A 25910-nucleotide genomic window follows, 5' to 3' on the forward strand; every position below is an offset into this window, starting at 1 on the left:
GGACAAAACATGACCGGGCCTGCGGGCCCAGGCTGGGAGGAGGAATGACCGACCTTGTCGGTGCTGGCGCGCGTGGCGCAGCCATGGACCGTTTTTCGCTGGCCAGTTTGCTGCGGGCGCGAGAGACCGGCGTATTCATCGCGCTGGCCGTACTGTGCATATTCCTGTCATTGGCCACCGACAGCTTTCTTACATCCCTCAACCTGCTCAATATCGGCCGCCAGGTCTCCTTGCTCGGCATCATGGCCGTGGGTATGACCTTCGTGCTGATCTCCGGCGAGGTGGACCTTTCCGTGGGATCCACCTATGCGCTGTCCGGGCTTGCAACGGGCATGCTGATCGTCGCAGGTTGGGCGCTCCTGCCGGCGCTCGCCCTTGGGCTTTTCACGGGCGCGGCCATCGGCTTCGTCAACGGCGTGTTATCCACCTATGGACGCCTGCCGTCGCTGATCGCCACTTTGGGCATGCTCAGCATCGTGCGCGGGGTCGCGCTGATCCTGACTGGGGGCCAGCCGGTGACAGTCAATCTGCGTAACGGCGCGGATGCCGGCGTGCTGCAGGCCTTCTCCTTCATGGGGCAGGGGTATCTGTTCGGTATTGTGCCGATGCAGCTTGTCTTTTTCGCCGTGATCGCGGCAATCGCCTGGGTCGTGCTGTCTTATACGAGCTTCGGCTTTCGCACTTTCGCCGTCGGCGGCAGCGCCAAGGCGGCGCGCGTTTCTGGCATCTCGGTCAACTGGGTCAAGATCTGGGCCTTCGTGGTGATGGGTCTGCTCGCGGCCTTCGCAGGCATTCTCAGCCTCGCCTTCCTGCCGAGCGGCCAGGCTGGCCGCACCGGACTGGGGCTAGAACTCGACGTGATTGCCGCCACCATTGTCGGTGGCGCCTCGCTGGCCGGCGGCGAGGGCACGATCCTTGGCACCATTCTGGGCGTGCTGATCATCGGCGTGATGCGCAACGGGCTCGTGCTCATGGGCGTCTCGCCCTTTGTACAGGAGCTGATGATTGGGCTCGTCATCATCATTGCGGTCGGAATAGACAAATGGTCGATGCGCAGGAGTGGCTGACCGTGATCGGTTTCGACAACAATCAATGGGAGGATTATCCATGAAAGCCAGACATGTAATTCTAATGGCAGCGGTAGTCGGCCTGTGGCCGCTCGCGGCCAATGCCAAATCCAGGCTTGCCGATTTCGCGCTGGCCGAGCGCATCAAGGCCAAGGTGGAAGCCGGGCAGCCGCTCGATATCTATGTCTCCTATCACGACGTCTCCAACGAATTCGCGCCCTTCATGAAGGCCGGCGTGGAACGGGCCTCTGCGGACGACACGGTGAACGCGCAGTTCATCGGGCCGGTGGGCGCGGATGCGGACGGCCAGATCAGCGAGATCGAGACCCTGATGGGCAGGATGGACGGGCTGGCGATCTCGTCGGTGTCCACGGACGCGCTCGCTCCGCTGATCGACCGGGTGCTTGACGCCGGCATCCCCGTCGTGACGTTCAACACCGACAATCCCGACAGCAAGCGGCTTGCTTTTGCCGGGCAGGACCTGATCCAATCCGGACGCGAAGCCGGCAAGCTGATGGCGAAGGTGCTGGGCGGCCAGGGCAAGGTGATGATCACCACCATCGACGCGGCCGCGCAGTGGTCCATCGACCGCGAGAGCGGCGCTCGCGAGGCGCTCGAGGCTGAAGACGGCATCGAGGTGGTGCAGACGCTCAACACCGGCACCGATCCGCAGGAGATCTATTCGGCGATCGAGAATGCCATGCTCGCCAATCCAGACATCGACGGCATCCTGTCGCTCGAATGCTGCTCGACGCCCGCCGCCGGCACCTGGGTGGAGCGCAACAGCGCCGCCGACCGCGTGAAGGTGGTGGGCTTCGACCTGCTCGACCAGACGGTCGGTCTGGTCGAAAGCGGTAACGTTCAGGCCGCCATCGACCAGGCGCCCGAACGCCAGGGCTTCGAGGCCGTCAACCTGATCGTCGATTTCCTGAACGGCGAGACCATCGCCAATCTCGACACTGGCGTCGGCATATACACCAAAGAGAACATCGCCGAGGTGACCGATAACTGAAGCGCCAAGCCTGCGGGGGTTCGGCCTCACGCCGGCCTCCGCCAGCGCCAGCAGCATGACCGAAACGAGCGATACAGCGATCGTCGAGATATGCGGGATGACCAAGCGGTTTCCCGGTGTGTTGGCGCTCGACCGCATATCGGCGGCGTTCCGGCCAGGCGAGGTGCATGCCGTCGTCGGCGAGAACGGCGCCGGCAAGTCCACCCTGATGAACATCCTCGCCGGCGACCTTCAGCCCGATGGCGGCGAGATCCGCATCGACGGTGCCGCGGCGGTGATCGCCTCGCCGCTCGTCAGTCGCGCCTGTGGCATCAGCGTCGTGTATCAGGAGCTTTCGCTGTGCCCGACCCTTACGATCGCTGAGAACATCATGATGTCGGATGTTGCGGCGCGTCCTGCTCTCTCGCTCGTGCCGCGGGAAGACATGCGGCAGCAGGTCCGCAAAGCGCTGGCCCGGCTTGGCATGGGTGGGCTCGATCCGGATATGACGGTGGGCAGGCTTTCGGTCGCGGAAATGCAGCTCGTGGAGATCGCGCGCGCGATCCGTCAGGAGGCCCGGCTGCTGATCCTCGATGAACCGAACTCCGCGCTTTCCAAGCAGGAGAGCGAGAAGCTGTTCGATATCGTCCGGCAGTTGCGTGGCGAAGGCGTGGGCGTGGTCTATGTCTCGCACCATTTGAGCGAGGTTCTCGATCTTGCGGACCGCATTACGGTGATGCGGGACGGGCGGACCATCGAGACCATCGACAATGAGGGCGTTTCGGAAGGCCGGCTGATCCACGCCATGGTGGGCCGAGACCTCGGCACGACCACGCCGTGGGCGCTGCAAGTGGAAGCGCACTCGGATGACACCGACACGGTGCTGGCGGTCGAGGGCCTCGTCGCACCAGGGCTCGACGGGCTCGACTTCAGCGTTCGCGCGGGCGAGATCGTCGGCATCGGCGGGCTGCCGGATTCCGGCAAGGACGGCCTCGGCGAGGCGCTGTTCGGCCTTTGCGAGCGGCGCGGGCGGGTCGTGATCAACGGGGTGGAACTGCGTCAGGCCAATCCTCTCGCTGCGATCCGTTGCGGCATGACCTTCGTGCCCGCGGACCGGCGCGGCGCCGGCGGGCTTTTGACGATGAGCGTCGCCGAGAATGTCGTGTCGGCGTCGCTGCCGCGCTTCTCCCTCGCCGGTTTCTTGCGGCGCGGGGCGGTGCGGCATGCGGCACGCGCCCAGGTCGCGCGGCTCGACGCGCGTATTTCCCACCTGGGACAGAGGCTCGCCACGCTTTCGGGCGGCAACCAGCAGAAGATCATCCTCGGGCGCAGCCTGGTCACAAATCCGAGGGTGCTGATACTGCACGAACCGACGCGTGGCGTCGATGTCGGCGCCAAGGCGGAGATCTATTCGATCCTGCGCGGCATCGCCGGCGAAGGCGTCGCGGTGGTTATGATATCGTCGGAGGTTCCCGAACTGATCCTGAATGCCGAACGCGTTCTGGTGCTGCGCGGTGGCCGGCTTTCGGGCGAGCTCACCGGATCGGGCATCAACGAGGAAGCCATCCTGGAGATGGCGATGGCGTCATGAGCGAGGTGTCGATGAGAAAGCCCAGGATCACCGTCGTCGGCAGTTTCGCGGTCGGCCTGACCATGCGTGCGCCGAAGCTGCCGATCTTCGGCGAGACGATGCTGGGGACCGATTTCGACATGGGTCCGGGCGGCAAGGGCTCCAACCAGTCCGTCGCTACGACGCGGCTTGGTGCCGATTCCTCCCTTCTTGCCATGATCGGGACCGATAAGCTCGCCGGCATCGCCACCGACCTCTACGAGGCCGAAGGCGTCGACATGACGCTGGTCCGAGCGCAGCAGGAACGGGCGACCGGCGTCGGTTTCATCATCCTCAACGACAGGGGCGAGAACTTCATCATTCTCGACATGGGTGCCAATGAACTAATGGACGCGGCTGCCGTGGACGAGGCCGAGGATCGCATCGCCGGCAGCGACGTCGTTATGACCGTGCTCGAAATTCCCGTTTCCGCCGCCGCCCGGGCGATGGAGCTTGGCCGCAAACACGGGGCAAGGACGATCCTCAACCCCGCGCCGGCGCGGCAGCTTCCCGACGAGATCTTCGCCTCCGTCGATTATCTGACGCCCAACGAGAGCGAGTTGCGCATTCTGCTCGGCCTGCCTGCGGACGATGCCCGCTCCTCGCGCGAACTTGCCGAGGAGTTGCGCCGGCGCGGCGTACGCAATGTCGTCGTCACACTCGGGCGCAGCGGCGCGCTGATCCTTACTGACGAGTTGGACCTGATGGTGCCTGCCGTGCCCGTGCAGGTGACGGACACCACCGGCGCGGGCGATGCCTTCAATTCCGGTTTTGCGGTGGCGCTGGCGGAAGGTCGCGACATCGTCGGTGCGGTTCGCTTCGGCGTGGTCTGCGGCGGACTTGCCTGCACGCAGCTCGGCGTCATACCGGGCCTGCCAGCGCGGGCGCAAGCCGATGAGACCTATGCCGAGGCGATGAAAACCACATGGAGAGACTGACGTGAACCGGAACCGATTGCTCAACGCCGAACTCGCCCACGCCATCGCCTCCATGGGCCATGGCGACCTGATGATCGTCTGCGATGCAGGATTCCCAATCCCGTCGAGCGCTTGGCGGATCGACCTCGCCATCGTCCCCGATACACCCGACCTTCAGACAGTGCTCGAGCCGGTCTCCGCCAATTTCATCGCGGAGCGCGTCTGCTATGCCGACACGCTGCCCGTCCACAACAAGCCGCTTCTTGAGAAGGTGGAGCGCCTTTTCTCCGGTGCGGAATTTGAGCCGATCGCGCATGAGACGATCCTCTCCGAAATGGCGGCCAAGGCCAAGGTCATCGTGCGCACCGGCGCCTTCGATCCGTGGGGCAACATCCTGCTTTATTCTGGTGTCGACGTGCCAGCCTGGTTTTCCAAGCCCGGCGTCGTGGCGCCCGACTATTATGCCGAGAAGATGAGGCGGTGAGATGCCGCGCATCTTCGACTTCGGCGGGCGCGAGGTCGACCGCATCCAGACCGTCGCCGGCCTGCGGGCGCTCAAAGGGAGCGGCCGGCACGCGGCCCAGGTGACGGTTGATACGGCGGAGGAGGCGGCGGCAGCGGAGGCAGCCGGCGTGGAGATGGTGATCTGCCGGGCCACTAACGTTGCGCAGGTGCGCGAAGGGTCGCGAAAGGTCTTCGTAACCGCTGCGCTCGGGTTCTCCGAAGCGATCACCGCGGACGAGGTGCTGCGCACCGCCTTCGCCGCCGTTACCGCCGGGGCGGATGCCGTCATCACAGGGCGCGGATGGAGCACGGTGCAGCTGCTTTCCGACGAGCAGCTACCGGTCGTGGGCCATCTCGGCTTCGTTCCCCGCAAATCCACCTGGACGGGCGGCGTGAGGGCCGTCGGCAAGACCGGTGCGGAGGCGCTGGAGCTCTGGGACCGGTTTCGGCGCCTTGAGGATGCCGGCGCGTTCGCTGTGGAATGCGAACTCGTGCCGGCCGCGGTGATGGCGGAGATCAACCGAAGGACCTCGCTGGTCACCATTTCGCTCGGCTCGGGTGCCGCTGCGGACGTGATCTTCCTGTTCACCTCGGATATTTGCGGCGAGACGGAACGCACGCCACGCCACGCGCGCGCCTGGGGCGATCTCGCAAAGCTTAACGAGGCGATCCGCGATGAGCGCCTCAAGGCTCTTTCAGGCTTTCGGGCCGATGTCGCCTCGGGGTCCTATCCGGCCTTGGACGAGACAGCGCGCATCGAGGAGGTTGAACTCGCCCGCTTTCGCGGGCTTCTTGATGAGACATCCGAATAGGACAGACGGCCGGCGTTTCAGTTCAAGGTCATCTCGTTCTTAGCCGGAGAAGCGGCGCGCGTGGCCCACGCGCTGGGGCATGCGCGGAGAGAAGCTTGGGCCGGCGGCGTGATACGGCCTCAAGTCGAGCTAGTGGAGGAAATCGCCGGTGACCTCGGCGCGGTTCGTCTCATGCAGCACTTGGTGGCGTGCGTCGGCGTAAACGCGGGTGGCGACGCTGCCGAGACCGGCGGCGCAGTACCGTTCGGCGAGCGGGGTGAACTAAGCTCAGGAAGCCGTTGACCGGGTCGCGATCGCCGGTAAACCGCAGGACCGGAAGATCGGGCCGGATACGGCGCATCTCCTCCATGCTCGCCAGGCGGGGAACGGAGTTGAGCAGCGAATTCTGCGATCCCGCCGATGGCACGAAGCCGCACAGCGGATCGTCGATGAGCGCGTCGACCACCGCCGGGTCGCGTGAAATTGAGTCGTGGGACGTTCGCGCGGGCTCGAAGGCAGCATTGTTGTTAGCGGTGAACCAGACGTGCTTGCCGAGCTGCCGGCGTGTATGCTGCGCCGCCCGTTTCGCGCCCCATACGGACGAGTTGCGGCTTGGATCAGGTGCCGGCGATCAGCGCGCGAAAACGTACGGTGCCGGCATGGATATGGTCGAGCAGGTCGGCCGAGGCCCAGTGCCGCTCGAACGGGTCGTAGTCTGTCACGCGCGAACGTGCGCATTCGAACGTGCCGAGACGCTGGTGATAGAGCTTGGCCAGCTTGGGGTAGCCCATGCCTTCGGCCATTGCCGCCAGCGCCAGGAATACAGCGAGGTCGCGGATCAGCGGGCTGTCTTCCTGCCTGTTTGCGTAGAGCCATTCATAAAGATCGGGGTGGAAATTGGTGAAGACCCCACCGAAGCCGCGCGAGCCCGCACGCATGGCATGAAAGGCGATGGCCGCGTTGGCGTTGACGATGGCGAACGGCGTCCCGGCCGTCATCCGGGCGCGCCGCCGCACCGTTTCCAGGTCGCAGCTCACATCCTTCAGCACCACGAAACGGCCGGTGTCGCGGCACAGCTTCATCTCGTCATCGGTGAGCAGGCGACGATAGGGCGCCGGGCATTCATAGAGCCCAAGCGGCAGCTCGGACGGAAGGCGCTTGAGAATAGCCTCGAGCGCTGGCCGGAAGGCCTCAATGCCCTCGTTTCGCGGATCGAGACGGTTCGTCACCAGAACCAGCGCGTCGATGCCGGTCTCGGCCATGGCGGCAAGCTCCGCGATCTGGTCTTCCGGCGCATCGGATATGTGCCCGGATGCGATGACTGGCACACGTCCGCCCGCGAACCGCACCGTGCTGCGCGCCAGCGAAACCCGTTCACCGAGCGTCAGTCTCTGCATTTCGCTCGACTGGCATACGGCGAACAGCGCATCCGACCCGTCACCATATGCGAGAGGCTGTCTTCGATCAGGTACCAGCTGCGGCCTTGAAACGATCGAGAGCCTGTAGCAGGTCTACAGGCAGGCGGGCGCGCGTCTCCCGGGTGACCTCGGATGGCACACCATGGACCGCCTCGGCGACCGCACCGGCTAAGCAGGCAAGTGTATCGGTGTCTCCGCCGATGCCGACGGCGATGCGGATCGCATTCTCCAGACTTGTCGACTGGAAGGCGGCGGCGAGGGCAGGTGGCACGGTTCCGGTCGCACTCACGTCGAATCCACGTCGTTTGAGCACCTCCGGGCCGGACAGGTCGTAACCGAACTCCTTCTCGATTCGCGTTTGCACACCATCAAGGCCGGCGCCCGCGCGCAAGAGGTGGATCGCCAATGCCACAGCCTGGGCTGCCTGAATGGCGTCGGGATGATCGTGACTGACGGCCGATTGCCGCGCGGCGAGGCGCAGCACCTCGGTTTCGTCGCGCGCCAGCCAGCCGACGGCGGAGACGCGCATCGGTGCCCCATTGCCCCAACTGCCATAGGGGCCGGCTTCGTCATCGAAGGCCCATCGCAGGAACATGCCGCCATAGCCGGCGTCCGGATATCTGCGCACGAAGCTTCTGAGCACCAGTTCGAAGGGCTGGTTCGACAGCATCGCCTCCGCAACGGCAAGCGTGCACACCGTGTCGTCGGTAAAGCAGCAGTCGGAGTGAAACAGGTCGAAATTCGACGGCGGCGCAGGATGTCCCTCGAAGCGTGAGCCGATAATGTCGCCCGCGATGGCGCCGATCATGGTTCCATTCCCGCAGTTGATACGCTGGCGATGTACCGCGGAAGTTCGGCCTCGAAATTGGGAAAGTAAAGCGCGATCACGCGGACGTCGAAGTAAGGAAGAATCGCCTCCTTCGGCTCCCGGTCGAGCAGGAACAGGAATGCGGCCTCAATGCCACGCTCCGGCGGGCAGGATTTTCCGACGAGACGTCCGCAGTCCACCTTCGACATTGTGACGTGATGACGGGTTTGGCCGTTGGAATCGCTCACGGAGACTTCGAACTCGAGTGGCTCTAAGTGGCTGGTCTGCTTCACGGAGATAATGGCTGTTCTCCTATGGATCCTGACCATGGGCGGAAAGTGTGCACATTGCCAGCGATTGTGCTCGATCCAACAGCTTTGCGGTTGTCACGGAACAATTCCTGCTCCTCATCCAGACAGGATTAGTGTTCCCTTCGCAAGGCTACCGCGTTTCGGCCTTCTGAAGCTTGGCTGACTTGCACGGTGGGGATCGCTGCGTAAGGCGGGATCGCGGCTCCGGCTAAGAGTGCATTTTGGTAGCGGCCTGCATTGAACCCCCGACGTCTATCCCAAAGAAAATCAACGGCTTAGGCCTTCGTAGGATTAGCTTGCAACATGCGTCTGAAATTTTTTGTTGAAAAATCAACAAGTTATTGAAGCGCGGTGGTAGCGGAGGACCGCTACCGCCGATCCCCACAACTACCGGAAATACGCTACAGGCTCCGATTGTTCTCACGGCTTCTAGCGGCGTAGGTATGCTTACTGCGTAAAGCTGGAAGCCAACTTTCTAAAGCGCACTTTCGCTGACCTGCTCGCCGGGGGAGGGACGGCTTCATTGTTCCCATCGAGAGAGGAATTATAAAGCCTCACTTTATAAATTGGACTATTTTTGAAACCGACTATCTTGACAGTGCCGCACTTCAGCCCAAATATATAGCATGACTTTAGAAAAGTACGGCCTTTTGAAACAAGTGCTGACGCATGCCCGGCCGGGCCAGCCGCTGACAGCGGCCTGGCTTGCCGAGCAGGGCGTGTCCGCGCAACTGGCTTATCATTACGTTCAGGCGGGTTGGCTCATCAGGCTGGGGCACGGATGGTTCCTGCGCGCCGGAGATGAACCGGAACTGCTCCTTTCCCTGGCGGCCCTGCCGGGCACTTTCCATATCGGCGGCAAAACAGCGCTCGCCTGGCACGGCTACCAGCACAATCTTGCCCATCGCCCCGATACCGAACTTTTCGCGCAAAGCCCGTTCCGCCTGCCTGAATGGATGCAGGCGCATTTTCCCCTCACAGTACGGCGGCGTCACCTTTTTGACGATCATGTCCAGGGCGTTGCGCCATGGCGCGACATGGCAAGTCTGCGGGTTGCCGAACCCGAACGCGCCGTGCTGGAAATGCTGTGGGGGGTTCCGCAACATCAAACGCTGGAAGAGGCCGCCCACCTCGTCGAAAGCCTGTTCGGCCTGCGCGCGACGCTGATGCAACCGCTTCTGGAAAACTGTCGCAGCGTCAAGGCGGTGCGGCTTTTCCTGAACCTCGCCAAACAGGTCTCCCTCCCCATCATCGAGGAACTCGACATGACCCGGATCCACACCGGATCGGCCACGCCCTATGTACGGCGCGACGCAACCGGCACGATCAGGACTTGACCGTGGATAAACGCTATTTCGAGACCGTGCAGCTTCTGCTCGATGCCGCGCCGCTCATTTTTCGGGGTGGGGATTTCGCCATGAAGGGCGGCACAGCCATCAATCTTTTTCACCGCGACATGCCCCGGCTCTCGGTCGATATCGACGTGGTCTACATTCATGGCGATCGACCGCGCGAGGAAGCCCTCAGCGCCATATCCCAAGAACTGGATCGGGCAGCGACCGAGTTGGAGCGCCGCGGCCTTGCCGTCAGGCGGCAAGCATCGACCGGCACTGGCGATATCAAGCTCTTTGTGCGCCGGGGTCTTTCCGAGGTCAAGGTTGAGGTCAACCCGGTCGGCCGTGGTACGCTGCTGCCCGTGCGCTCGGCCGAACTCTGCGCATCGGCGGCGGATGAATTCAAGCGCACCCTCAGGCTGCCGATCTTGGCCCCTGCGGAACTCTATGGCAGCAAACTTGTCGCCGCGATGGATCGGCAGCACCCGCGCGACTGGTTCGATTGCCTGCTGCTACGGCGGAACGAGGGGCTGACCACCGACATACGCCAGACATTCGTCGCCTATGTCGCTGCTCACAATCGCCCTATCAACGAAATCCTGACGCCGAACCCGCAACCGCTCGAGGCCACCTATCGCAATGACTTTGTCGGCATGACGCGGGATGAAGTTGGCCTGGAAGCACTTCGGGAGACCCGCATCTGGCTGTTCGAGGAGTTGCCAAAAAGCCTGACACGCACGGAGCGGGATTTTCTCATCGGCCTGAAAGCTGGAGAACCCGACTGGAGCCTCCTGCCGTTTCCCTCACTGCAGCACATGCCCGCCGTGAGATGGAAGCTTGAGAACATTCGCAAGCTGAAGCAGTCCAACCCGCGCAAACACGCTGACCTGCTGGCAAGATTGGAAAAGAAATTGGTGCTGTGAGGACATACACGCCGGACACGCGAATATCACCGCACCGTCGATGAGGAAGACGGGTATGCCCAGGACAAAGCTCGCCGAAGGTCTTGAGAGTTTCAACGAGATCGCGACCATTCGCATCGTGTATTGTAATTCAACAATCCTAAGATTCGTCCGTCGTCGCTACAATCGAACTATATCCGAGTCATAACAGGTGCTTCTTCGTGTCGTCCGTTGCCGATAGCCAATTGCTTGCCCCAAAAAGTTGGGACGCGTTCGAGGAGATGTGCGCTGATCTGTTCGAGCGCGAATGGCGATATCCGAACACAGAGCGGTACGGCCGCCAAGGTCAGCGCCAGAATGGTATAGATATCTACGGTCGTCCAAATGGCGCCGGGCATGCTGGCGTCCAGTGCAAAGGAAAGGCGAAATGGCCACCGAAAAAGCTGACAGTGAGCGAGATTGATCGGGAAGTTGCGAAGGCGCTAAAATTTCGGCCAAAGCTAACTGAACTGATTTTCACCACCACCGCTGAGAACGATGTTGCCATACAGGACCATGTCCATTCGATTACCGAGAAACACGAACAAAGCGGATTTTTCAGCGTTCATGTGTATTGGTGGTCAGAGATCACTCGTCGATTAACTCGACATGAAGATCTAATTCGGAAGCATTTTAGCTACACACAACTTGGGCAGATCGAAAAGAGAATCGAGGCCCTCTCGGAACAAACGTCCAAGATCGCTGCCTCAACGACATCGGGTGGGATCATTGACCGCGAGATACGGTCAGAGCGAGATCGGTTGCGCAAAGCTCGGTTTTTTGGGGGCTTTGACAATTTTGAGGCCGCCGAGAGCCTTGCGAGCCGTATCCTAGAGGGCGATCTCCAATCGGGTTCACCTTCAGAACGAGCGTCTGCCCTGTGCTGGTGTGCCCGGCTGCTCGTGTTCGGTCGGACGGCGCGTGCTGAGGAATTGCTGTCTGTCGCAAAGGGCTACGGTACACCCGATGTGATACTTGGAATTGTCGACGCTTTTTTGATCGCGGCACAGGGCGATCAGGCGGCGGCGCTCAGCAAACTCACCGAGTTTGACCTACCAGCAGCCAAGTCAGCTGCCTTCTTCATCGCGAACAAAGAGCGAAAGGCCGTTGAAGCCCTACGGTGGCTTTCCCAAGTCGGTTATTCGCCAGCGGATCTCGATCCCGATGGCAAGTTTCAATTCTTAGCCAAGTGCCTTGAGGCCGAAGAATGGCACACCGCCCTCGTGACGGTCGAGTCATTCAGTGGCGAGGATTACCGCGACACTCCGGCGCTACTTTTTATGGCGGCGATGGCTCATCTCGTCCAGGGAGTGCCGGAGGAGTTTCGACGCCTCGTCATTCAACAAATACCTTTCGAGGTGGAAAGCTTTCCGCTGATTACGACCTCGGAAATGCTTAACCACTACCGCAAGGCAAGTGAACACTTTGAATATTGCGCCGCCGCCGCGGAAGGCCTCGGCCTCAAGTCGGCAGCTGATATCGCGGCGGACTATGCACTTTGGCTCCGGCTACGTGACCCTCAGAGCCGCGAACCTGCTCTAGAAGAGCTTCGCAAGAGCATCTCTGATCGTCGACATTCCCTTAGGCGCCTGAACTTTGCGATTCGATTTGGCCTGCCTGTCGATGTCGATGAGGCCACAAAGGAAATCGACCGACAAACGGCACTCACAGGGGGAAAATCGAGCGATGCGGCGTTGGCGCGGTTTGCTCTGGCTTTCAAGCTATCGAGTGAAGCCGATGTCGCCGAGTACCTTTCGCAGCATCGCGACCAACTGGCTAAGCATCTTGATGCGACTTCATTGGCGCGACTTGAAATCGAGATGTTGAGCCGCTCGGGACAGGTGTCGTTGGCAGAAGCGCGCTTGGAAGAGTTGTCGCGCGATGGCGTTGATGAGCGTTTCCGTTTGTCGCTTGAACGAATGGTTTCGGAGGCAAGAGGATCGGATCCAATCGCAGTACGAATAGCCGAGTACGAAAGTGCTCCATCTCTAAACAGCCTTACTAACCTTATTAATCTTCTCGAGGAGCGAGGTAGTTGGGAGCAGATGGTGCACTATTCGCGTCTTCTTCTGGACGCGGTGCCTTCGGTCGATTCTGCTAAGAGGCTGGCACGGGCATTAAATGAGCTTGGGCGGGAGCCGGAGATTCATGCGCTGCTTAGCGATCATCCCGAATTTATAAGACAGTCCGAGTTTCTAAAGTCTCTTTGGTGCGTGAGCCTGTTCCAAAACGGCGATCTGATATCCGCGGCCGAGGTCCTGGCAGAGCTTAGAGCCGAGAAGGATCGCGCGGACTATCGCGAGATGGCGGTGCATCTGGCGATCGCCTCAGGAGACTGGGAAACGCTCGCAACACATGTGGAAGCTGAGTGGGCCAACCGGGAGAAAAGGACCGCACAAGAGCTGATCAGGGCCGCTCAGTTGGCTCAGACCGTCCATTCGCCCCGAACAAGAGAGCTTACCCGGTGGGCCGTGTCAGAGGCACAAGACGATCCTCGAATACTGCTTACTGCATTCGGAATCGCGACGAACGGCGGTTGGGAAGAAGACGAGGAGGTTGGGGCGTGGTTTAGAACGGCAGTGGAAAAATCTGATGAAGCTGACCCGATTCAGCGAATGTCCTTAAGTGATCTTCTTGATCGTAATCCAGCGTGGAACAAGCGAGAGGAGGACACCTGGAAGGCGCTAAAGAGGGGCGAGGTTCCGATTTTTGGAGCTGCGGCCTCCATCAATCGGACGCTTTGTGATCTGTTCTTGATCCCGGCCCTTTCAAACATGCTGGAACCCGATCCTCGAAGGCGAGCGCACGTTTTCGCCTACAGTGGCGCCACCCCCAGAGACGTGCCGAAAGCGCGAAGGATTGCCCTTGATGCCACGTCCCTGCTGACAATGGGCATCCTCGGCATTACAGACGCGGTTATTGAATCCTTTGAAGAATTGGCAATACCGCATACCACGCTCGGCTGGCTTTTCGAGGAGAAGCAACGCATTCAGTTCCACCAACCCAGTCGGATCCGCGCAGCCACGGAACTTCGCGCTCTCCTGCAAGATGAACAACTTCAACGTTTTGTCCCTACGGAAACGGTTGATGCTGATCTGTCGGCTGAGGTTGGCTTGGAATTAGCTTCGCTCCTTGCTGCGGCCAAGGGCGATGCGAACGCGTCAGGCGGGCAACGCCTGGTTGTTCGATCATACCCCGTTCACAAGACCGGGTCATTGATGGAGGAGACTGCGGATTTAGCTGCCTATTCCGATCATCTATGCAGTTGCATGAACGTAATCGAGAAATTGTGGCAGAAGGGGCAACTAACGGCTTCTCAGCTCGAGAAAGCTCGCCTGTACTTGAGGCAAAATGAGCAGCGCTGGCCCAATGAACCAAACATTTCAGACGGCGCGGTTCTCTATCTTGATAGCCTAGCGGTCAACTATCTGCAGCATGTCGGCGCTCTCTCCAAGCTAAAGGCAGCAGGCTTTGACGCATTTATATCCAAGGATGAGAGCCAAGACCTAAGTGCGCTTCTCAAGTACGACAGCATAGCCACGAAAGCGGAAGATATCGTCGAGAATCTCCGGTTGAGCTTGGCCCGAGGCATTGGTTCGGGGAAAATTAGGCTCGGTCCGCTACCAGTTGGGGAGCGGGAGGGTATCGACCATTTCCGCATTCATCCAACAGTGTCCATTTTGGATGTAGCCCCGCTTTCCGACGCGGTTGTGGTCGACGATCGCTTTATCAATCAGCACAAGAACATCGAAGCAGGCGGCACACTTGTGCCAATTGTCACTTCGGCGGAACTCTTAGGTGCCCTTGCCGAAAGACGTTCCATCAAGCCGGGTGAGCTTCTCGATCATCGAACGACTCTTCGCAAAGCCGGTTTCACGTTCATGGCCCTCGAAGGTGATGAGCTGAAGGAATACATACTAGCCGCTGACGTCATCGACGGAGAGCTACAGGAGATTGCCGACCTAAAAGCGATACGGGAGATCATACTTCAAAATCGGATGTCGGCCGCACTGGCCCTGCCAAAAGAGGTCGCATGGCTTGCTGAGCTGCAGAAATGCATTGCTGGCACCCTTCGGGCGCAGTGGGTGGATGGAGCCGACGTAGGGGATATCACTGCGCGCTCGAACTGGTTGCTCGAGCTCTTGGATATGAGGGGCTGGTCACAGAGCTCAGGCTTCGAAGGAGGTCAGGCGCTGGCCCGAAGTGGCGGCTTCACGTTGGTGCTTTCGCTTTTGCGGTCTCCTCCGGAAGCCACAAAGGATGTCGTCTCGGCGTATTGGGGATGGCTTGAGAAGACGGTACTGGACCCCTTGAAGGATCACGACCCAGGGATATTCGAAGAGATTCTGCAATCAGCTGAGGCTGCGATTGCACACGTGGTCGACATGAACAGCAAGGATGCTTCAGATGAAGAACGGTGACGACGTGGTCACGCGTGTCGCTGTGGCTTCTCTTCTTGATGATTTCTATCCCCCTGCGATCAGGAGTGCACTTCTATCCCGTGAGAGGTTTCGTTCCAGGTACGGCTTTCAAGTTGATGTCCAAGTCTCGTTTGGGGATACCGGCGTGTCGGTGTCGAGATCCTCGTTGTTTTCCGGCATTCGCACCGTGCTGAAGGATCCAAAAGAGAGGCCAGACATCAAGGATCAGGTCGGGAACATTTGGCGGGTCGAAGTGATCAACGCAGAGTTTGGTAGAACAAAGCTGTCGCGGGACGAGCGCAGTTTATTACTTCCAGATTTCTGGATGCTTCTAGAGGATGCCGACGCGCGATTGTCGAACCTTGAGCGCGTCGCGACAGACCTGAATCTTCCTGCTGCAGCTCGCTTTTATTGGAAAAAGAAGCTGAGCTCCGACCCTTTAGATGATGAGCAAGTTGATGAGCTGCATGAAGATGTCAAAGACACCCCAGTCCACGTTGCTCGGCGCATCTCGACTGAAGTGGAAGAAGGACATAGCAGCTTCGAATCCCTGGTACCTCGTTCGGCGCGGTATTTCGACCGATTGGCCGGCGAGTGTGCGCAGGAAACGGCCCTGGATCCTTACGTTCAGAGCGAACTAACGGCACACATTGCCGAGCTGATAGCGTGGAACGCGATCGAGGGCGTTAAGCTAGCGCTGCTTCTCTCCGCACATTCTTCGGTCCCACCAAAAATTGACCTAGATCGCGCCAGTTCCACCGAACTTCAAACGATATACGAGGACTTGGAGGAAAAAGGAGACAGGCTGTCACAACTCGGTGCCATTGAGCTTGGGTTATCGATTCTCGACCGCCATCCGCAGTTAGAAGCAGCCATAATTGGCATGATTGAGCAGATCCGTGACGACGATGCGGAGGCCGCGAACAGCCGATTCCGTCTGCTGTCAGCCTTGGCTGTGCTAGTTGACGGTGAAGTGTCTCGAGCAAAAATCTTAGCAGACAAGCCTCCGTTTTGGCGTCGCTTGGCAACGATAGCTCAGGCGTCGTTGATCGAGAGATGCATACAGTCATTTCCCATCGACGTTGGAAGCTTCACCGAATGGGCCCACTCTGGCAGGGGGCAACAATTTTACCTGCAAACGCTGTGTGACTTGCGCCTGGAACCGAAATGGATGCCTGACTTCATTTCGCCTGATCAACTGAAAGCGGAGTTTATTGGGAGAATCGCGAATGCCGCGCAACGGCATAAGGACAAGATAACCTCGCGGGCCATTGAAGAGCTAACGCTTTCAGAGGCAGAAGGCAGCATCAGGCGCCAAATGCACTTTCCTATGCCCTTTTTCCCGGGCCCACTAGAAGGCGGCATAACGCCAGAAACACCCCTGCCGCCTGAATTGGCAAGCTCGATCGACGAGGCACTTTCCAAGGAATCGATTGACTGGAAATCCTTCGTCGAGCTCATCAACTCGGCCCTGATATTCAAACTGGATCCCAAATTTGCCGATCAGGCGGTAAAGGCTCTGCAACGCGCGAAGCATTACCTCAAGCAGGGTGCTGAAAAGGGTAGCCTGTTTCATGTGTTCAGCGGCCTAGCTTCGGTGGCTGCGGTGACCCGCAGCCCTCAACTGGCGCAGGAACTGCGAGTGCTCATACGGCGTACGAAAGCAGCCGGGGCGATCGACGTCACCGCTGAAAATCTGTTTCGAATCGGCATGGTTGCTGCCGCATCTCACCCTGAGCTCGACGAATGGTGCGAGTATGTAGGTGAGTGGGCCACCGAGCTCGCGTATTCGGTCCTGACGTGCGACGAGGCGACACGACTCCACTCACACGTCAGATGTTTGTGCAGCATAGTGCCCGAACTCTGGACCACATTGGGGCGAGCGGAAGCCGCGCTGGCGGCGGCATCTCGCTAGAAAAGGGTATGACGGTGCTACCCGGACCCTCCAGCGTGATTGCGGGCACGGTTTGCTTTCAGGAGGCAGCGAAGCCGATCTACGGCGGAGAAGGATGATGTCGCTCTGGCGCGTTCCAGCGTATAGGTGGGGGGATTTAACATGCAGCAGACCGTCGGCTGGATTGAGAGGCCGCAGAAGAAGATCGGCCTCGACAACCTGGGCACTCAGCAGCCCTGCGTGACAATCTACACGCGGCTGCTGCCGGGTGTGACGAACGTGACCGACCGGGCCGCCTACTTCGGTTTCTATCCATGGTTCATCCGGGCATTTGAAGCTCGGTATCTAGATGCGACGGACGCCGCATTTCGCGAGAAGCTTCGCGTAGCGGACTGCCTAATGACATTGATCGCGGAGCGACACGCAATTTCGACGCAGGAGGATATCACGCGTCACAGCGCTGCGTGTCCCGGACGCCTCACGCTCGGACCCGTGGCTCACCAGCTTGCAGACGGAAGGACGGTAAGTCTCTACAAGTACGCAGATCGAAACGACGACAACAAGTCGCGCTATTTCAAGAATCCGCTTGGCGGTCTAGGGCAATATTATCTAGGGCCGCTGCGTGACCAGTATACCGTCCTACGGGGAGATATCCGGACGGGTGTAGGGTATTGGCTGGAAACCGGCGCGCCTTTAGCGGACGCATACGGAGACGGCCTAGACGCAGACCTGTTCTTTGCTGCCGTGGAAGCGGGCTCCGTCACTGCCAGTGATCTTGATCATCTAGCGACCTTCTGCCCGTGTAATCTACACGCTGATGGGCGAGATTCGGCACAGACGGCACTAATCTCATTGTTCCTGAGGGACAATTCGGCCAGTGGGGTTGCCCGCCGCACCACATTTGCCCTCATCCTACAGTTCTTGCTTCATCGAGACGGAGCACCAGCCGAGGACTCTGTCAAGGAGTTCCTGGCCAACTGCTATTCGGGGATGCTTGGCGACCAACCGTGGGTGCTCAGTGAACAATTGGAGGCTGTGCGCCGCGGCTGGGCGCTCTATGCTCGCAACGAAATGCTCAGCTTAGCTTGGTCAACCCTCTTCAAGAACGCACTCGACGCCCTAGACGGGCATCCCAAGGCGTTGGGGAATATCCAAGGCTTGTCCCGGTGGCTCGTCTCAACGCCCGCATTCGCTTACCGTCCAGCTGCCGGTTTTGAAACGCTCCTCCGAAATGACACGATCGAGGCGCCCGCCCTCGTAGATGCCGCACACCCGGACCACGAACTCGCCTTTTGGCGTGAGTTGCTCGCATCAAACCCTCCGCCCGTGAAGCGCGCGATCAAGTTGCTCGTTCGTTTGGCATCGCGACTCCAAGAAGAGGAGGGCGACAGCTATCGTGAGCTTGATCTGCCGCCCGGAAGTCTGTCCGGATATCCCTTGAACTTGAATAGTTTGCGGTCCCTCGCGGAAAAATGCTGGGCACGCCTGGATGCCGATGCGTGGCTAGAAGCACTCGTCTCCGAGGTACTCGTGACGCATCAGCGGATCGCGATCCGCAAGATGGGACAATCCGGCGAGGACACGCTGATGTTCCGTTCCAGCGACCTCGGCTACTTTGTGCATCGCGAGATGGAACGGATCGTTGAAACTCAGCCGCGGCTTCGGCAGGCGCTGCAAATATTGCGAGATCTCGGACTTACAACATCGGAAGCAGGTCATCTTCCAAGACTTACGCCGCTGGGCCTCTCAATCCTTGAGGAGATGGAGACGTGAGTGGTTCTGGTGATGCGGAGAGGCTCCCACTCCTCAAGAGCATCAAGGACATGGCGAAGTCCGGCGCGAAGCTGGACGTATCGATCGTCACAACCTACGCATTCAACGGCTTGTTTTATGAAGAAGTTCTGTTGCGCGCCTTTGAGCGCGCTGGCTCACGCTTGAACATCGTTCTCGCCGATGTAGGGCAGCTTTCCGAAGCAATGGCTGACCCACTTCGGCGACCGGCACGGGCAGGCGTTGACTACCTCCTTGCCCCGATTTCCCACGTCGGGGCGTTCCATCCCAAGATCATCGCACTTCTTTCAGAAAAGCAGCCGTTGCTTGCGATTGGGAGTCACAACGCAACCGACGCGGGTTACTCGCACAATGAAGAATTGACTGCCTACTGGGGAATTGGACGCATTCCGCCATCCGACGTTTTACGCGACGCGGTGGATTATGCAGCCAGTTGGCTGCAAGCTTCGGAGGCGATTAATCCAAAACTTCTCTCGGAGATCCGCGGGCGCTTGGATGCCTTGCTCCCAAAGAATGACCAGCCGGCCAGTCGGGAAATCAGTTTCCTAGGGTCGCGCAGCGAATCCTCACTTTGGGATCAAATTCGAGAGCGGATTACGGGTGTTGCGAAGCGCGTGTGGCTAGTCGGCCCATTTTTCGACTCGGATCTCTCTCTTCTTCGTACCATTCACCAATCGCTCGCCCCTGAGGAGATCGTGGTTGGTATTCAACCAGAGACGGCGGTGTTGCCGCAGCCCGATTTGGCTCCGCCTTCCACCAAGTTTGTGGACGCGGCGGCAATGGAAAGGTTCTGGCCCGAACCTGCGGAAATCGGCTTCGTGCACGGCAAGGCGTTCGCCATTGAGACCACTGATGGCCTGATCGTTAGTCTTGGGAGTGCAAATCCAACCGGCGCTGGCTGGCTGTCGCAACGCATCTGGAACATTGAAGCGAACCTGTGCCTGGTTGGCGAGAGCGGATTGGCAGCATTTGATGCGCTAGGTCTCGAGAAGCTCGCCGAAGCCGCTCCCGTTGAACAACTGGCACTCGAAGAAATCGCCGCTCGTAGTCGGGAACTTCGGCACCGAGAACGAGAGAGTTCCGACTTGTCGCACCCGCCGGTTCTAGTTGGCAAACTCGCTGATGATCGGCTCCTCATCGCTGGTCTACAAATTCCAGAAGGTTCGGAGGTGATCCTTCAGGCGCCGGATGGCGGGGAAATCTCTGCAACGGTTGCAAGCACGGCGGATGGTATCTCGATCGAACTTCGCAATGCCCGGCTCGTTGGAGGGATACATCGCCTAAGTGCCGGCGACGGGATACTGGCGTTCGTGCTTTTAAACGACGAGAAGGCGCTTCGAGCAGCATCCCTTCCACGGGAGAGTTTGCGGATTCTTGATCACCTAGGCGCACTCGACAATACGGCCGGGTTCACGGAGCTTCTGGATCTGCTTGACAGACATGTCCTTGACAAGCCGGACCCGGTATTGCCCGCATCAAGTCGGCCACAAAAAGAGGAGACCGGCGGAGCGCACGAGGTGAATTCCGAGGTGCCATTCGGCCCGCGTGGTGTGAGTCTGCCTTTACCACAAGAGGGCGCGTCGCGACGACCTCGCCTGAATGATGGGTTCATCGCGGACATCATCTCAGCCCTAATTCGTTCCCTCGCTGCGCCGACCCCGGCGCCCTCGAAGGACGGGGATGCGCCTGATCTGGATGAGGGAGATACCCAGGACGAGCCGTCGTCGGATCAACTTGCGCAGAACTTGGATGCTGATCCCGATATAGCAGAGGTCGACTGGCCGCGATTGGTCACCGCCTGCCGGAAGCGACTGAGCCACATGATCAACCGCCTTGAGGCTAGGTTAGAGGAGGCGGCGGCCGGCACTCACACCCCGGCGTGGGCGCTAGGGCGCATGGTCGTTGTCCTTTCGCTGCTACAGCAACTGCGAAAGCACCCGCCCCAGGTCAATGGCCCGATCAGCGGGCGCATTCGACCCACGAGCCTCGTGAGCACGGAGCAACTAAAAAAGGCTTTTGATATCGCAGTTCGCGCGCTCTACGGATCAGGAAGGATTGCGCAAAAGCTCGAAGCTGCCGCGAACACAAGAGCTGCCGAAGAGCGCCTGTTGATCGACAATCTTCTGCTGTGGTTTGCGCGAGAGATTGGAGCGGACTGTGCTTCCGTTCCCGGCCAGAAGATTGACATTTCGAGACTACAAGCCCGAGCAGATGTGGTTCCGGTCGCGCTCTCCGCCGCGGCCTATTCGAAGCTAGAACCTTGGGCTGAATACCGAGATCCGTGTTTGTCGGTGTGGGATGACTCGCTTCCAGTCGACCTCGATTGGACTGAAAAACATATTGCCTTTGGGCGGTTGCTACACGGGTTAAGAAGTGTCGATTTACCGACGGGAAGGTTGCCGGTTCCCGGTGAGTTGGTTCAGTGGTTGGGAGAGCGCGATCTGCCTTTTGTGTTAGCATCCGCTAACGACAAGAAGGCCATCCTGCTGGAACCCGCCGGTGCGCCGGCCGCCGAGAAGAAGGTTCTTACAAGCTCGATCAAGCTCCTGGACCTGGAGCATATTGCCCGCGGAACTGGCCAACGGGCGGTATAGTTCCCTTCCGATCATTCTGTGTCATTGGCCGGCAAGCGCCAAGATTTGTCAACAAGTTGGCTGAACGATCAGCTACGGGTATCCCGCCACCGCCGCAAACATGAAGGCGATGGGCACTGCCTTACATTGATCGTTTTTAGTACAGGCGTTAATCGCGGTGTTGAGAACGAATACCGATGCCCCATTAGGTCCCGATCGCGCTGGCTGACATAGACTTTCTCGCCGTGAAACAAATTGTTGCGGACCAACTTGACGGCTTCGAACAGCATTTGGAGATTCTTGATGTCGGCTGGCTTAACGAACTCGATCTCGTTTGCGGCTGCAACGACTAGGCGCTTTGGTTGCTGGCTGAAGAAGATGCTCGCCTGAGGGGCTTTGGCCAGCGCAATGAACAGATCATTTCCCAATGCGTTTGCGAAGCTCTCCCAGTGCGGTTCAGCCTTGCCGCCTACCTGGCCTTTCAAAAATCCGCCCCTCTTCAACGCGAATTCAAGGCGTGAGAATAGGCAGAAAAATAGAACTGCATCTTGATCCACATATCCCCTGAGAGCCTCTCGGTAATCGTGCATCTAGCCCTCCCCAGGTAGCTAGATTCAAGAGTAGCACGATAACCATGTTATCGCTGCTGGACGACAGCTAGGTGTGGCGCAGGCGGTGTCTGCTTATGGAGGGTTGGCTAACACGTCTTGGCGACCGTCAATGGGGGCGCAAAGCTGCCTAGCATTGTATGTGGGCTGTGTCGGGAATGTCTCCTATCGGATGGCCGCAGCGAAACCCGCTGACAAACGCTAGGGCTTCTCACGGTGCCGTGGATAGATCCGAAACTGACCTGCGTAGCCTTTCCAGTTGCATGTCGCGGTATGGCCACTCACTATCAATAGGATGATTGTCGGCATGGGACGCTTGGAATGAGGCCTGGCTGCCAGCTTCGGTATCGAGCGCGGCAAGGGCGGTAAGTAGCTCGGCTTGGATCAGGTCCAACGGTGGCCGGTCAGCGGGGTCGGGTGCCATGCACCTGCGCGCGATCTCCTCGACGCCGTTGGCGAGGAATGTCGCGGGAGCGATCGGATTGCCAGCCTTGGCCCACTTCTCCCAAGTTTCCGGTCGCAGCCACTTCTTGGATGCGCCTTCAATGGGGTGTGGCCACCACTCGCGCGTTTTGCCGCCATAGGGGTGCGATCCCAGAGTCATGACCTCGAAGATGATCACTCCCAGCGCGAACACATCGGACAAACCGTTAGCTATCTTCTCGATCCATTGCTCGGGCGCCATGTACGGCCTTGCACCCTCGGCGTTCTGAAACTCTATCCCAGCGTTAGCTAGGCCGAAGTCAGCGAGCAGCGGAAAATTGAAAACGTCGGAACCGGGAGCTTCCCGGAGAGTATCACCAACATTCCGCATGAGGATGTTCTGCGGTTTCAAGTCTTGGTGGCACTCGACGCCTCGGCTTCGGCAGTGGCGGAGTGCCGAGCACAGGTAAAACAGGACGGCGAGCCGGCTTACGGCCGAGAACTCTGAACGTGGGATCCATTGTGCGAGGTCGTCGTCCCAAGCTCGATAGAGCGCCACGGGAGTGTCAAGGACCATTCGGTAATCGAACGGCCAGCATACGAATCGATGATAGAAGGTGCGATGCTGGATCTCAATTTCACGCAGAAAACGTCGGTTTCGCTCGAACGGATCTCCACGTGGGATTCTAGGTACCTTGGCGACCACCCATCGGGGATGAACACTCTCGCCTTGGTCGAAGAAATAGACAGAACCACACATCCCGCCACCGCGCTTGGCGATACGGCCGTGCTTGGATAGTGCGGCCTCAATAATGAGCTGAATCTCGTCTTCGGTCAGTTCTCCCTCGAGTAGTGAACACAAATCGGCCTCCTTCAGGCACTTTTTGAGACAACACCTCGGCAGCCAAATATTGGTCAAGCGCGCTAACAAAGCGCACGCCGGCGGCTCGATTTGGCGTGCTCCAGCGTAGGAGATGCAACGATAGGGCATCGAGTCTAGGGACCGCTACCGTCGATCCCCACACCTACCGGATATACGCTACAGGCTCCGATTGTCCTCTCGGATTCTGGCGGCGTAGGTATGCTGTCCGTATGGCTCCACGACACCCCTAGGGCTGAATGTGTTACTGCTGTTCCGCGTCCGGCAAGTTGCCTAACGAAGGCTGCGAATGTGAAGCAGATTCTCGTCTTGCAATATCCGGGAGGCAGCTTTGCGCCTCGATGTGCGCCTTCCTCACACAGCGTCAAGAGTGTCAGTTCCCGTCGCCTCGGGCGAAACAACATCTCGTTGATGTAGATCTCAGATCGGCAGGCCGAGCTGCTTTCGCAGGCTCTTGTCGAATGCGGATGCGGGGACGAAACGGCGCAGCAAACTGACCTGGCTCGCCATTTTTCCCGCCGCATAGCGCCTCCTTGGAACCGAAGCGGTCGCGGCTTTCAAGACGGTCTCGGCTACGACTTCGGGAGCATCGCCTTTTTCCATCGCTTTCCGCACGGCTGCAGTCATGCCAGCGCGCGCAGAGTCATAGATATCGAGCAATTGATCCGGTTTTGCGAGATTCTCCTCGAATGACGTGCGGGTATAGGCCGGCTCGACCAATGCTACGCGAATTCCGAACGGACGCAGTTCATGGTCGAGCGATTCGGAATAGCCTTCAACGGCATGCTTGGTCGACGAGTAAAGCGCGAAATAGGGAGCTGGGATGAACCCCTGCACCGAGCTCAAATTGACGATCCTGCCCTTCCCTTGACGGCGCATTGTCGGCAACACCGCGTTGGTCACGCGGAAAACGCCGAAGACGTTCACGTCGAACAACGCCTGAGCCTGGGCCATCGAGGACTCTTCCGCGCCACCAAGCAGACCCATGCCGGCATTGTTGACGAGCAGGTCTATGCGCCCGGCCTTGGCCAGCACCTCCTCGACCATCGTCGCCACGGACTCATCATCCGTCACGTCACAGGCCAGCATGGTAATGCCGTCGGAGCTTTCGGCGGCTGCACGACGGCTGGTTCCGAATACGCGGAAGCCCGCGCTCTGCAAGGCTTTGGCCGTCGCGCGCCCGATGCCGGAGGATGCCCCCGTCACCAGTGCGACGCCAGGATTGGTCTTGTTCATGGAAGTCACTTCTTTCTTTGTGTTGGATTGGCGTGGGAGAAGCACGAAAGGTCGGAGCGAAGGGCGTCAATCATGAGCGCCTCCGGCGCTCCCGCCGGCCCGTTCGTCCGACCAACGTCGGAATAGCGCGCTGGCATTGACTCCTCCGAAGCCGAAGCCATTGGAGATCGCGTAGTCCATCGCCATCGGCCGGGCCTGGTTTGCGACGAAGTCGATCCCGCCGCCGGACGGATCGGGCACGTTCAGATTGAGCGTCGGCGGCGCCACCTGGTCCCTGAGCGCCAGGATTGCGAAGATGGCACCAAGCCCGCCGGCGGCTCCGAGCAGGTGTCCGGTCGCCGATTTCGTTGCGCTCACGGCTATCGCGAAATCGCGTCCGAACACGCTCTTGATAGCTTCGATCTCGCCCAGGTCGCCTACTGGCGTGGAGGTCGCATGCGCATTGACATGACGGATCTCGCGCGGCGAAATGCCGGCTTGGGCAATCGCGATCTTCATGGCTCGGCGCGCCCCGTCGCCGTCCTCGGGACCGGAGGTGACGTGATGAGCATCCGCCGTCGTGCCGTAGCCAACGAGCTCGGCGAGCGGTTTCGCACCGCGCGCAAGCGCGTGGCCCAGTTCCTCGATGACCAGGACACCGGCGCCTTCGCCCATGACGAAGCCGTCCCGCGACATGTCGAAAGGGCGCGAGGCCTGAGCCGGTGTCTCATTGAAGCCGGTGGAAAGGGAACGAGCTGCGGCAAAACCACCGAGGCTGACGATATTCATGCATGCTTCTGTTCCGCCGCACACGGCGATATCGGCCTCGTTAGCGCGAATAAGACGAGCCGCATCGCCGATCGCCTGGATGCCGGCCGCGCACGCCGTCACCGGCGCGCCCAGCGGCCCCTTGAAACCGTAGCGGATCGAGATGTGGCCCGCCGCGAGGTTCACCAGGAAGGACGGCACCGTGAAAGGTGACAGGCGGCGGACACCGCGCGTGTCCACCGTGCGCACCGCCTCGGTGATGGCGGGGAATCCGCCGATGCCCGAAGCGATGATGGTGGCCGTGCGCAAGCGATCCGCTTCCGAGATGGGCGCCCACTTCGCTTGGTCGAGTGCCTCTTGTGCGGCCGCGAGCCCGAAGAGGATGAATCGGTCTACCTTGCGCTGGTCTTTCGGCGCAAAGACGGTACTCGGATCGAAGCCGGCTTCGGGGTCTTCCTCCAGGGAGGGAACCACGCCACCGACCTTTGCCGGCAGGTCTCCCACCACATCGTCCGGAAGCCTCTGGATGCCCGAGCGACCGGCCAGGAGGCGCGACCAGGACGCTTCGACATCTGCAGCAAGGGGCGTGACCGCTCCCACGCCTGTAACAACAATCCGTCGCATCTATTCTCCTATCAATTTGGAT

19 protein-coding genes are annotated in these 25910 nt (G+C 59.8%); 12 read left to right on the forward strand and 7 right to left on the reverse strand.

The window, feature by feature from the left end:
* Positions 1-44: 44 nt before the first annotated feature.
* The 6 genes from GM909_RS23985 to GM909_RS24010 are packed head-to-tail and all read left to right on the forward strand — an operon-like array spanning position 45 to position 5900.
* On the forward strand, positions 45-1067 hold the full coding sequence (locus GM909_RS23985; RefSeq protein WP_157019962.1) for an ABC transporter permease: 1023 nt from the start codon (positions 45-47) through the stop codon (positions 1065-1067).
* A gap of 40 nt (positions 1068-1107) precedes the next feature.
* Positions 1108-2079 (forward strand): sugar ABC transporter substrate-binding protein, encoded by a 972-nt coding sequence (locus GM909_RS23990; protein ID WP_157019964.1) that lies wholly within the window; start codon positions 1108-1110, stop codon positions 2077-2079.
* A gap of 55 nt (positions 2080-2134) precedes the next feature.
* Positions 2135-3649, forward strand: a complete 1515-nt coding sequence (locus tag GM909_RS23995) for a sugar ABC transporter ATP-binding protein (RefSeq protein WP_157019966.1) — start codon at positions 2135-2137, stop codon at positions 3647-3649.
* An 11-nt stretch (positions 3650-3660) separates the two neighbouring features.
* Positions 3661-4605, forward strand: a complete 945-nt coding sequence (locus GM909_RS24000; protein WP_235912052.1) for a ribokinase — start codon at positions 3661-3663, stop codon at positions 4603-4605.
* Between the two features lies 1 nt (position 4606).
* Positions 4607-5068 carry a D-ribose pyranase gene (gene rbsD / locus GM909_RS24005; RefSeq protein ID WP_157019970.1) on the forward strand — a complete coding sequence of 154 codons (462 nt, stop codon included), beginning with the start codon at positions 4607-4609 and terminating at the stop codon, positions 5066-5068.
* A 1-nt stretch (position 5069) separates the two neighbouring features.
* The gene (locus GM909_RS24010) at positions 5070-5900 is read left to right on the forward strand and encodes a 3-methyl-2-oxobutanoate hydroxymethyltransferase (RefSeq protein ID WP_157019972.1); all 831 of its coding nucleotides are present in this window, start codon (positions 5070-5072) and stop codon (positions 5898-5900) included.
* Between the two features lie 596 nt (positions 5901-6496).
* Here GM909_RS24010 and GM909_RS24020 read toward each other — a convergent pair.
* The 3 genes from GM909_RS24020 to GM909_RS24030 are packed head-to-tail and all read right to left on the reverse strand — an operon-like array spanning position 6497 to position 8353.
* Entirely contained in the window at positions 6497-7372 is an 876-nt protein-coding gene (locus GM909_RS24020; RefSeq protein WP_328600480.1) for a dihydrodipicolinate synthase family protein, read from the reverse strand.
* Complete coding sequence (locus GM909_RS24025; RefSeq protein WP_157019976.1) at positions 7344-8105, reverse strand: ADP-ribosylglycohydrolase family protein; 762 nt, start codon at positions 8103-8105, stop codon at positions 7344-7346. Before GM909_RS24025 ends, GM909_RS24020 begins: the two co-directional genes overlap by 29 nt.
* Complete coding sequence (locus tag GM909_RS24030) at positions 8102-8353, reverse strand: hypothetical protein (RefSeq protein WP_235912053.1); 252 nt, start codon at positions 8351-8353, stop codon at positions 8102-8104. Before GM909_RS24030 ends, GM909_RS24025 begins: the two co-directional genes overlap by 4 nt.
* A 689-nt stretch (positions 8354-9042) precedes the next feature.
* Between GM909_RS24030 and GM909_RS24035 the strand changes: the two genes are divergently transcribed.
* The 6 genes from GM909_RS24035 to GM909_RS24060 all read left to right on the forward strand — a co-directional run bounded on the left by GM909_RS24035 (position 9043) and on the right by GM909_RS24060 (position 21391).
* Positions 9043-9753 carry a type IV toxin-antitoxin system AbiEi family antitoxin domain-containing protein gene (locus tag GM909_RS24035; protein ID WP_157019978.1) on the forward strand — a complete coding sequence of 237 codons (711 nt, stop codon included), beginning with the start codon at positions 9043-9045 and terminating at the stop codon, positions 9751-9753.
* Positions 9754-9755: 2 nt separating this feature from the next.
* Positions 9756-10673, forward strand: a complete 918-nt coding sequence (locus tag GM909_RS24040) for a nucleotidyl transferase AbiEii/AbiGii toxin family protein (RefSeq protein ID WP_157019980.1) — start codon at positions 9756-9758, stop codon at positions 10671-10673.
* A 200-nt stretch (positions 10674-10873) separates the two neighbouring features.
* Positions 10874-15112, forward strand: coding sequence for an HTH domain-containing protein (locus GM909_RS24045; RefSeq protein ID WP_157019982.1), 4239 nt, complete (start codon positions 10874-10876; stop codon positions 15110-15112).
* Complete coding sequence (locus GM909_RS24050; protein ID WP_157019985.1) at positions 15099-17027, forward strand: hypothetical protein; 1929 nt, start codon at positions 15099-15101, stop codon at positions 17025-17027. The genes GM909_RS24045 and GM909_RS24050 overlap by 14 nt, the downstream gene beginning before the upstream one ends.
* Before the next feature lie 141 nt (positions 17028-17168).
* Positions 17169-18779 carry a hypothetical protein gene (locus GM909_RS24055; RefSeq protein WP_157019987.1) on the forward strand — a complete coding sequence of 537 codons (1611 nt, stop codon included), beginning with the start codon at positions 17169-17171 and terminating at the stop codon, positions 18777-18779.
* The gene (locus GM909_RS24060; protein WP_157019989.1) at positions 18776-21391 is read left to right on the forward strand and encodes a phospholipase D-like domain-containing protein; all 2616 of its coding nucleotides are present in this window, start codon (positions 18776-18778) and stop codon (positions 21389-21391) included. The genes GM909_RS24055 and GM909_RS24060 overlap by 4 nt, the downstream gene beginning before the upstream one ends.
* A gap of 68 nt (positions 21392-21459) precedes the next feature.
* Here the strand turns inward: GM909_RS24060 and GM909_RS24065 are convergent, their stop codons facing one another.
* The 4 genes from GM909_RS24065 to fabF form a co-directional block, all read right to left on the reverse strand.
* Positions 21460-21960: a hypothetical protein gene (locus GM909_RS24065; RefSeq protein ID WP_157019991.1), complete on the reverse strand. Its 501-nt coding sequence runs from the start codon at positions 21958-21960 to the stop codon at positions 21460-21462.
* A 229-nt stretch (positions 21961-22189) separates the two neighbouring features.
* Positions 22190-23263 (reverse strand): protein kinase domain-containing protein, encoded by a 1074-nt coding sequence (locus tag GM909_RS24070; protein ID WP_198174387.1) that lies wholly within the window; start codon positions 23261-23263, stop codon positions 22190-22192.
* Between the two features lie 438 nt (positions 23264-23701).
* A complete protein-coding gene (locus tag GM909_RS24075) occupies positions 23702-24517 on the reverse strand; it encodes an oxidoreductase (RefSeq protein WP_157019995.1) in 816 nt (271 codons plus the stop codon).
* A 66-nt stretch (positions 24518-24583) separates the two neighbouring features.
* A complete protein-coding gene (fabF, locus tag GM909_RS24080) occupies positions 24584-25888 on the reverse strand; it encodes a beta-ketoacyl-ACP synthase II (protein WP_157019997.1) in 1305 nt (434 codons plus the stop codon).
* Positions 25889-25910: the final 22 nt, after the last annotated feature.

Origin of the sequence: Mesorhizobium xinjiangense, assembly GCF_009749525.1 — a bacterium.
In the GTDB taxonomy this organism is placed as follows: domain Bacteria; phylum Pseudomonadota; class Alphaproteobacteria; order Rhizobiales; family Rhizobiaceae; genus Mangrovimarina; species Mangrovimarina xinjiangensis.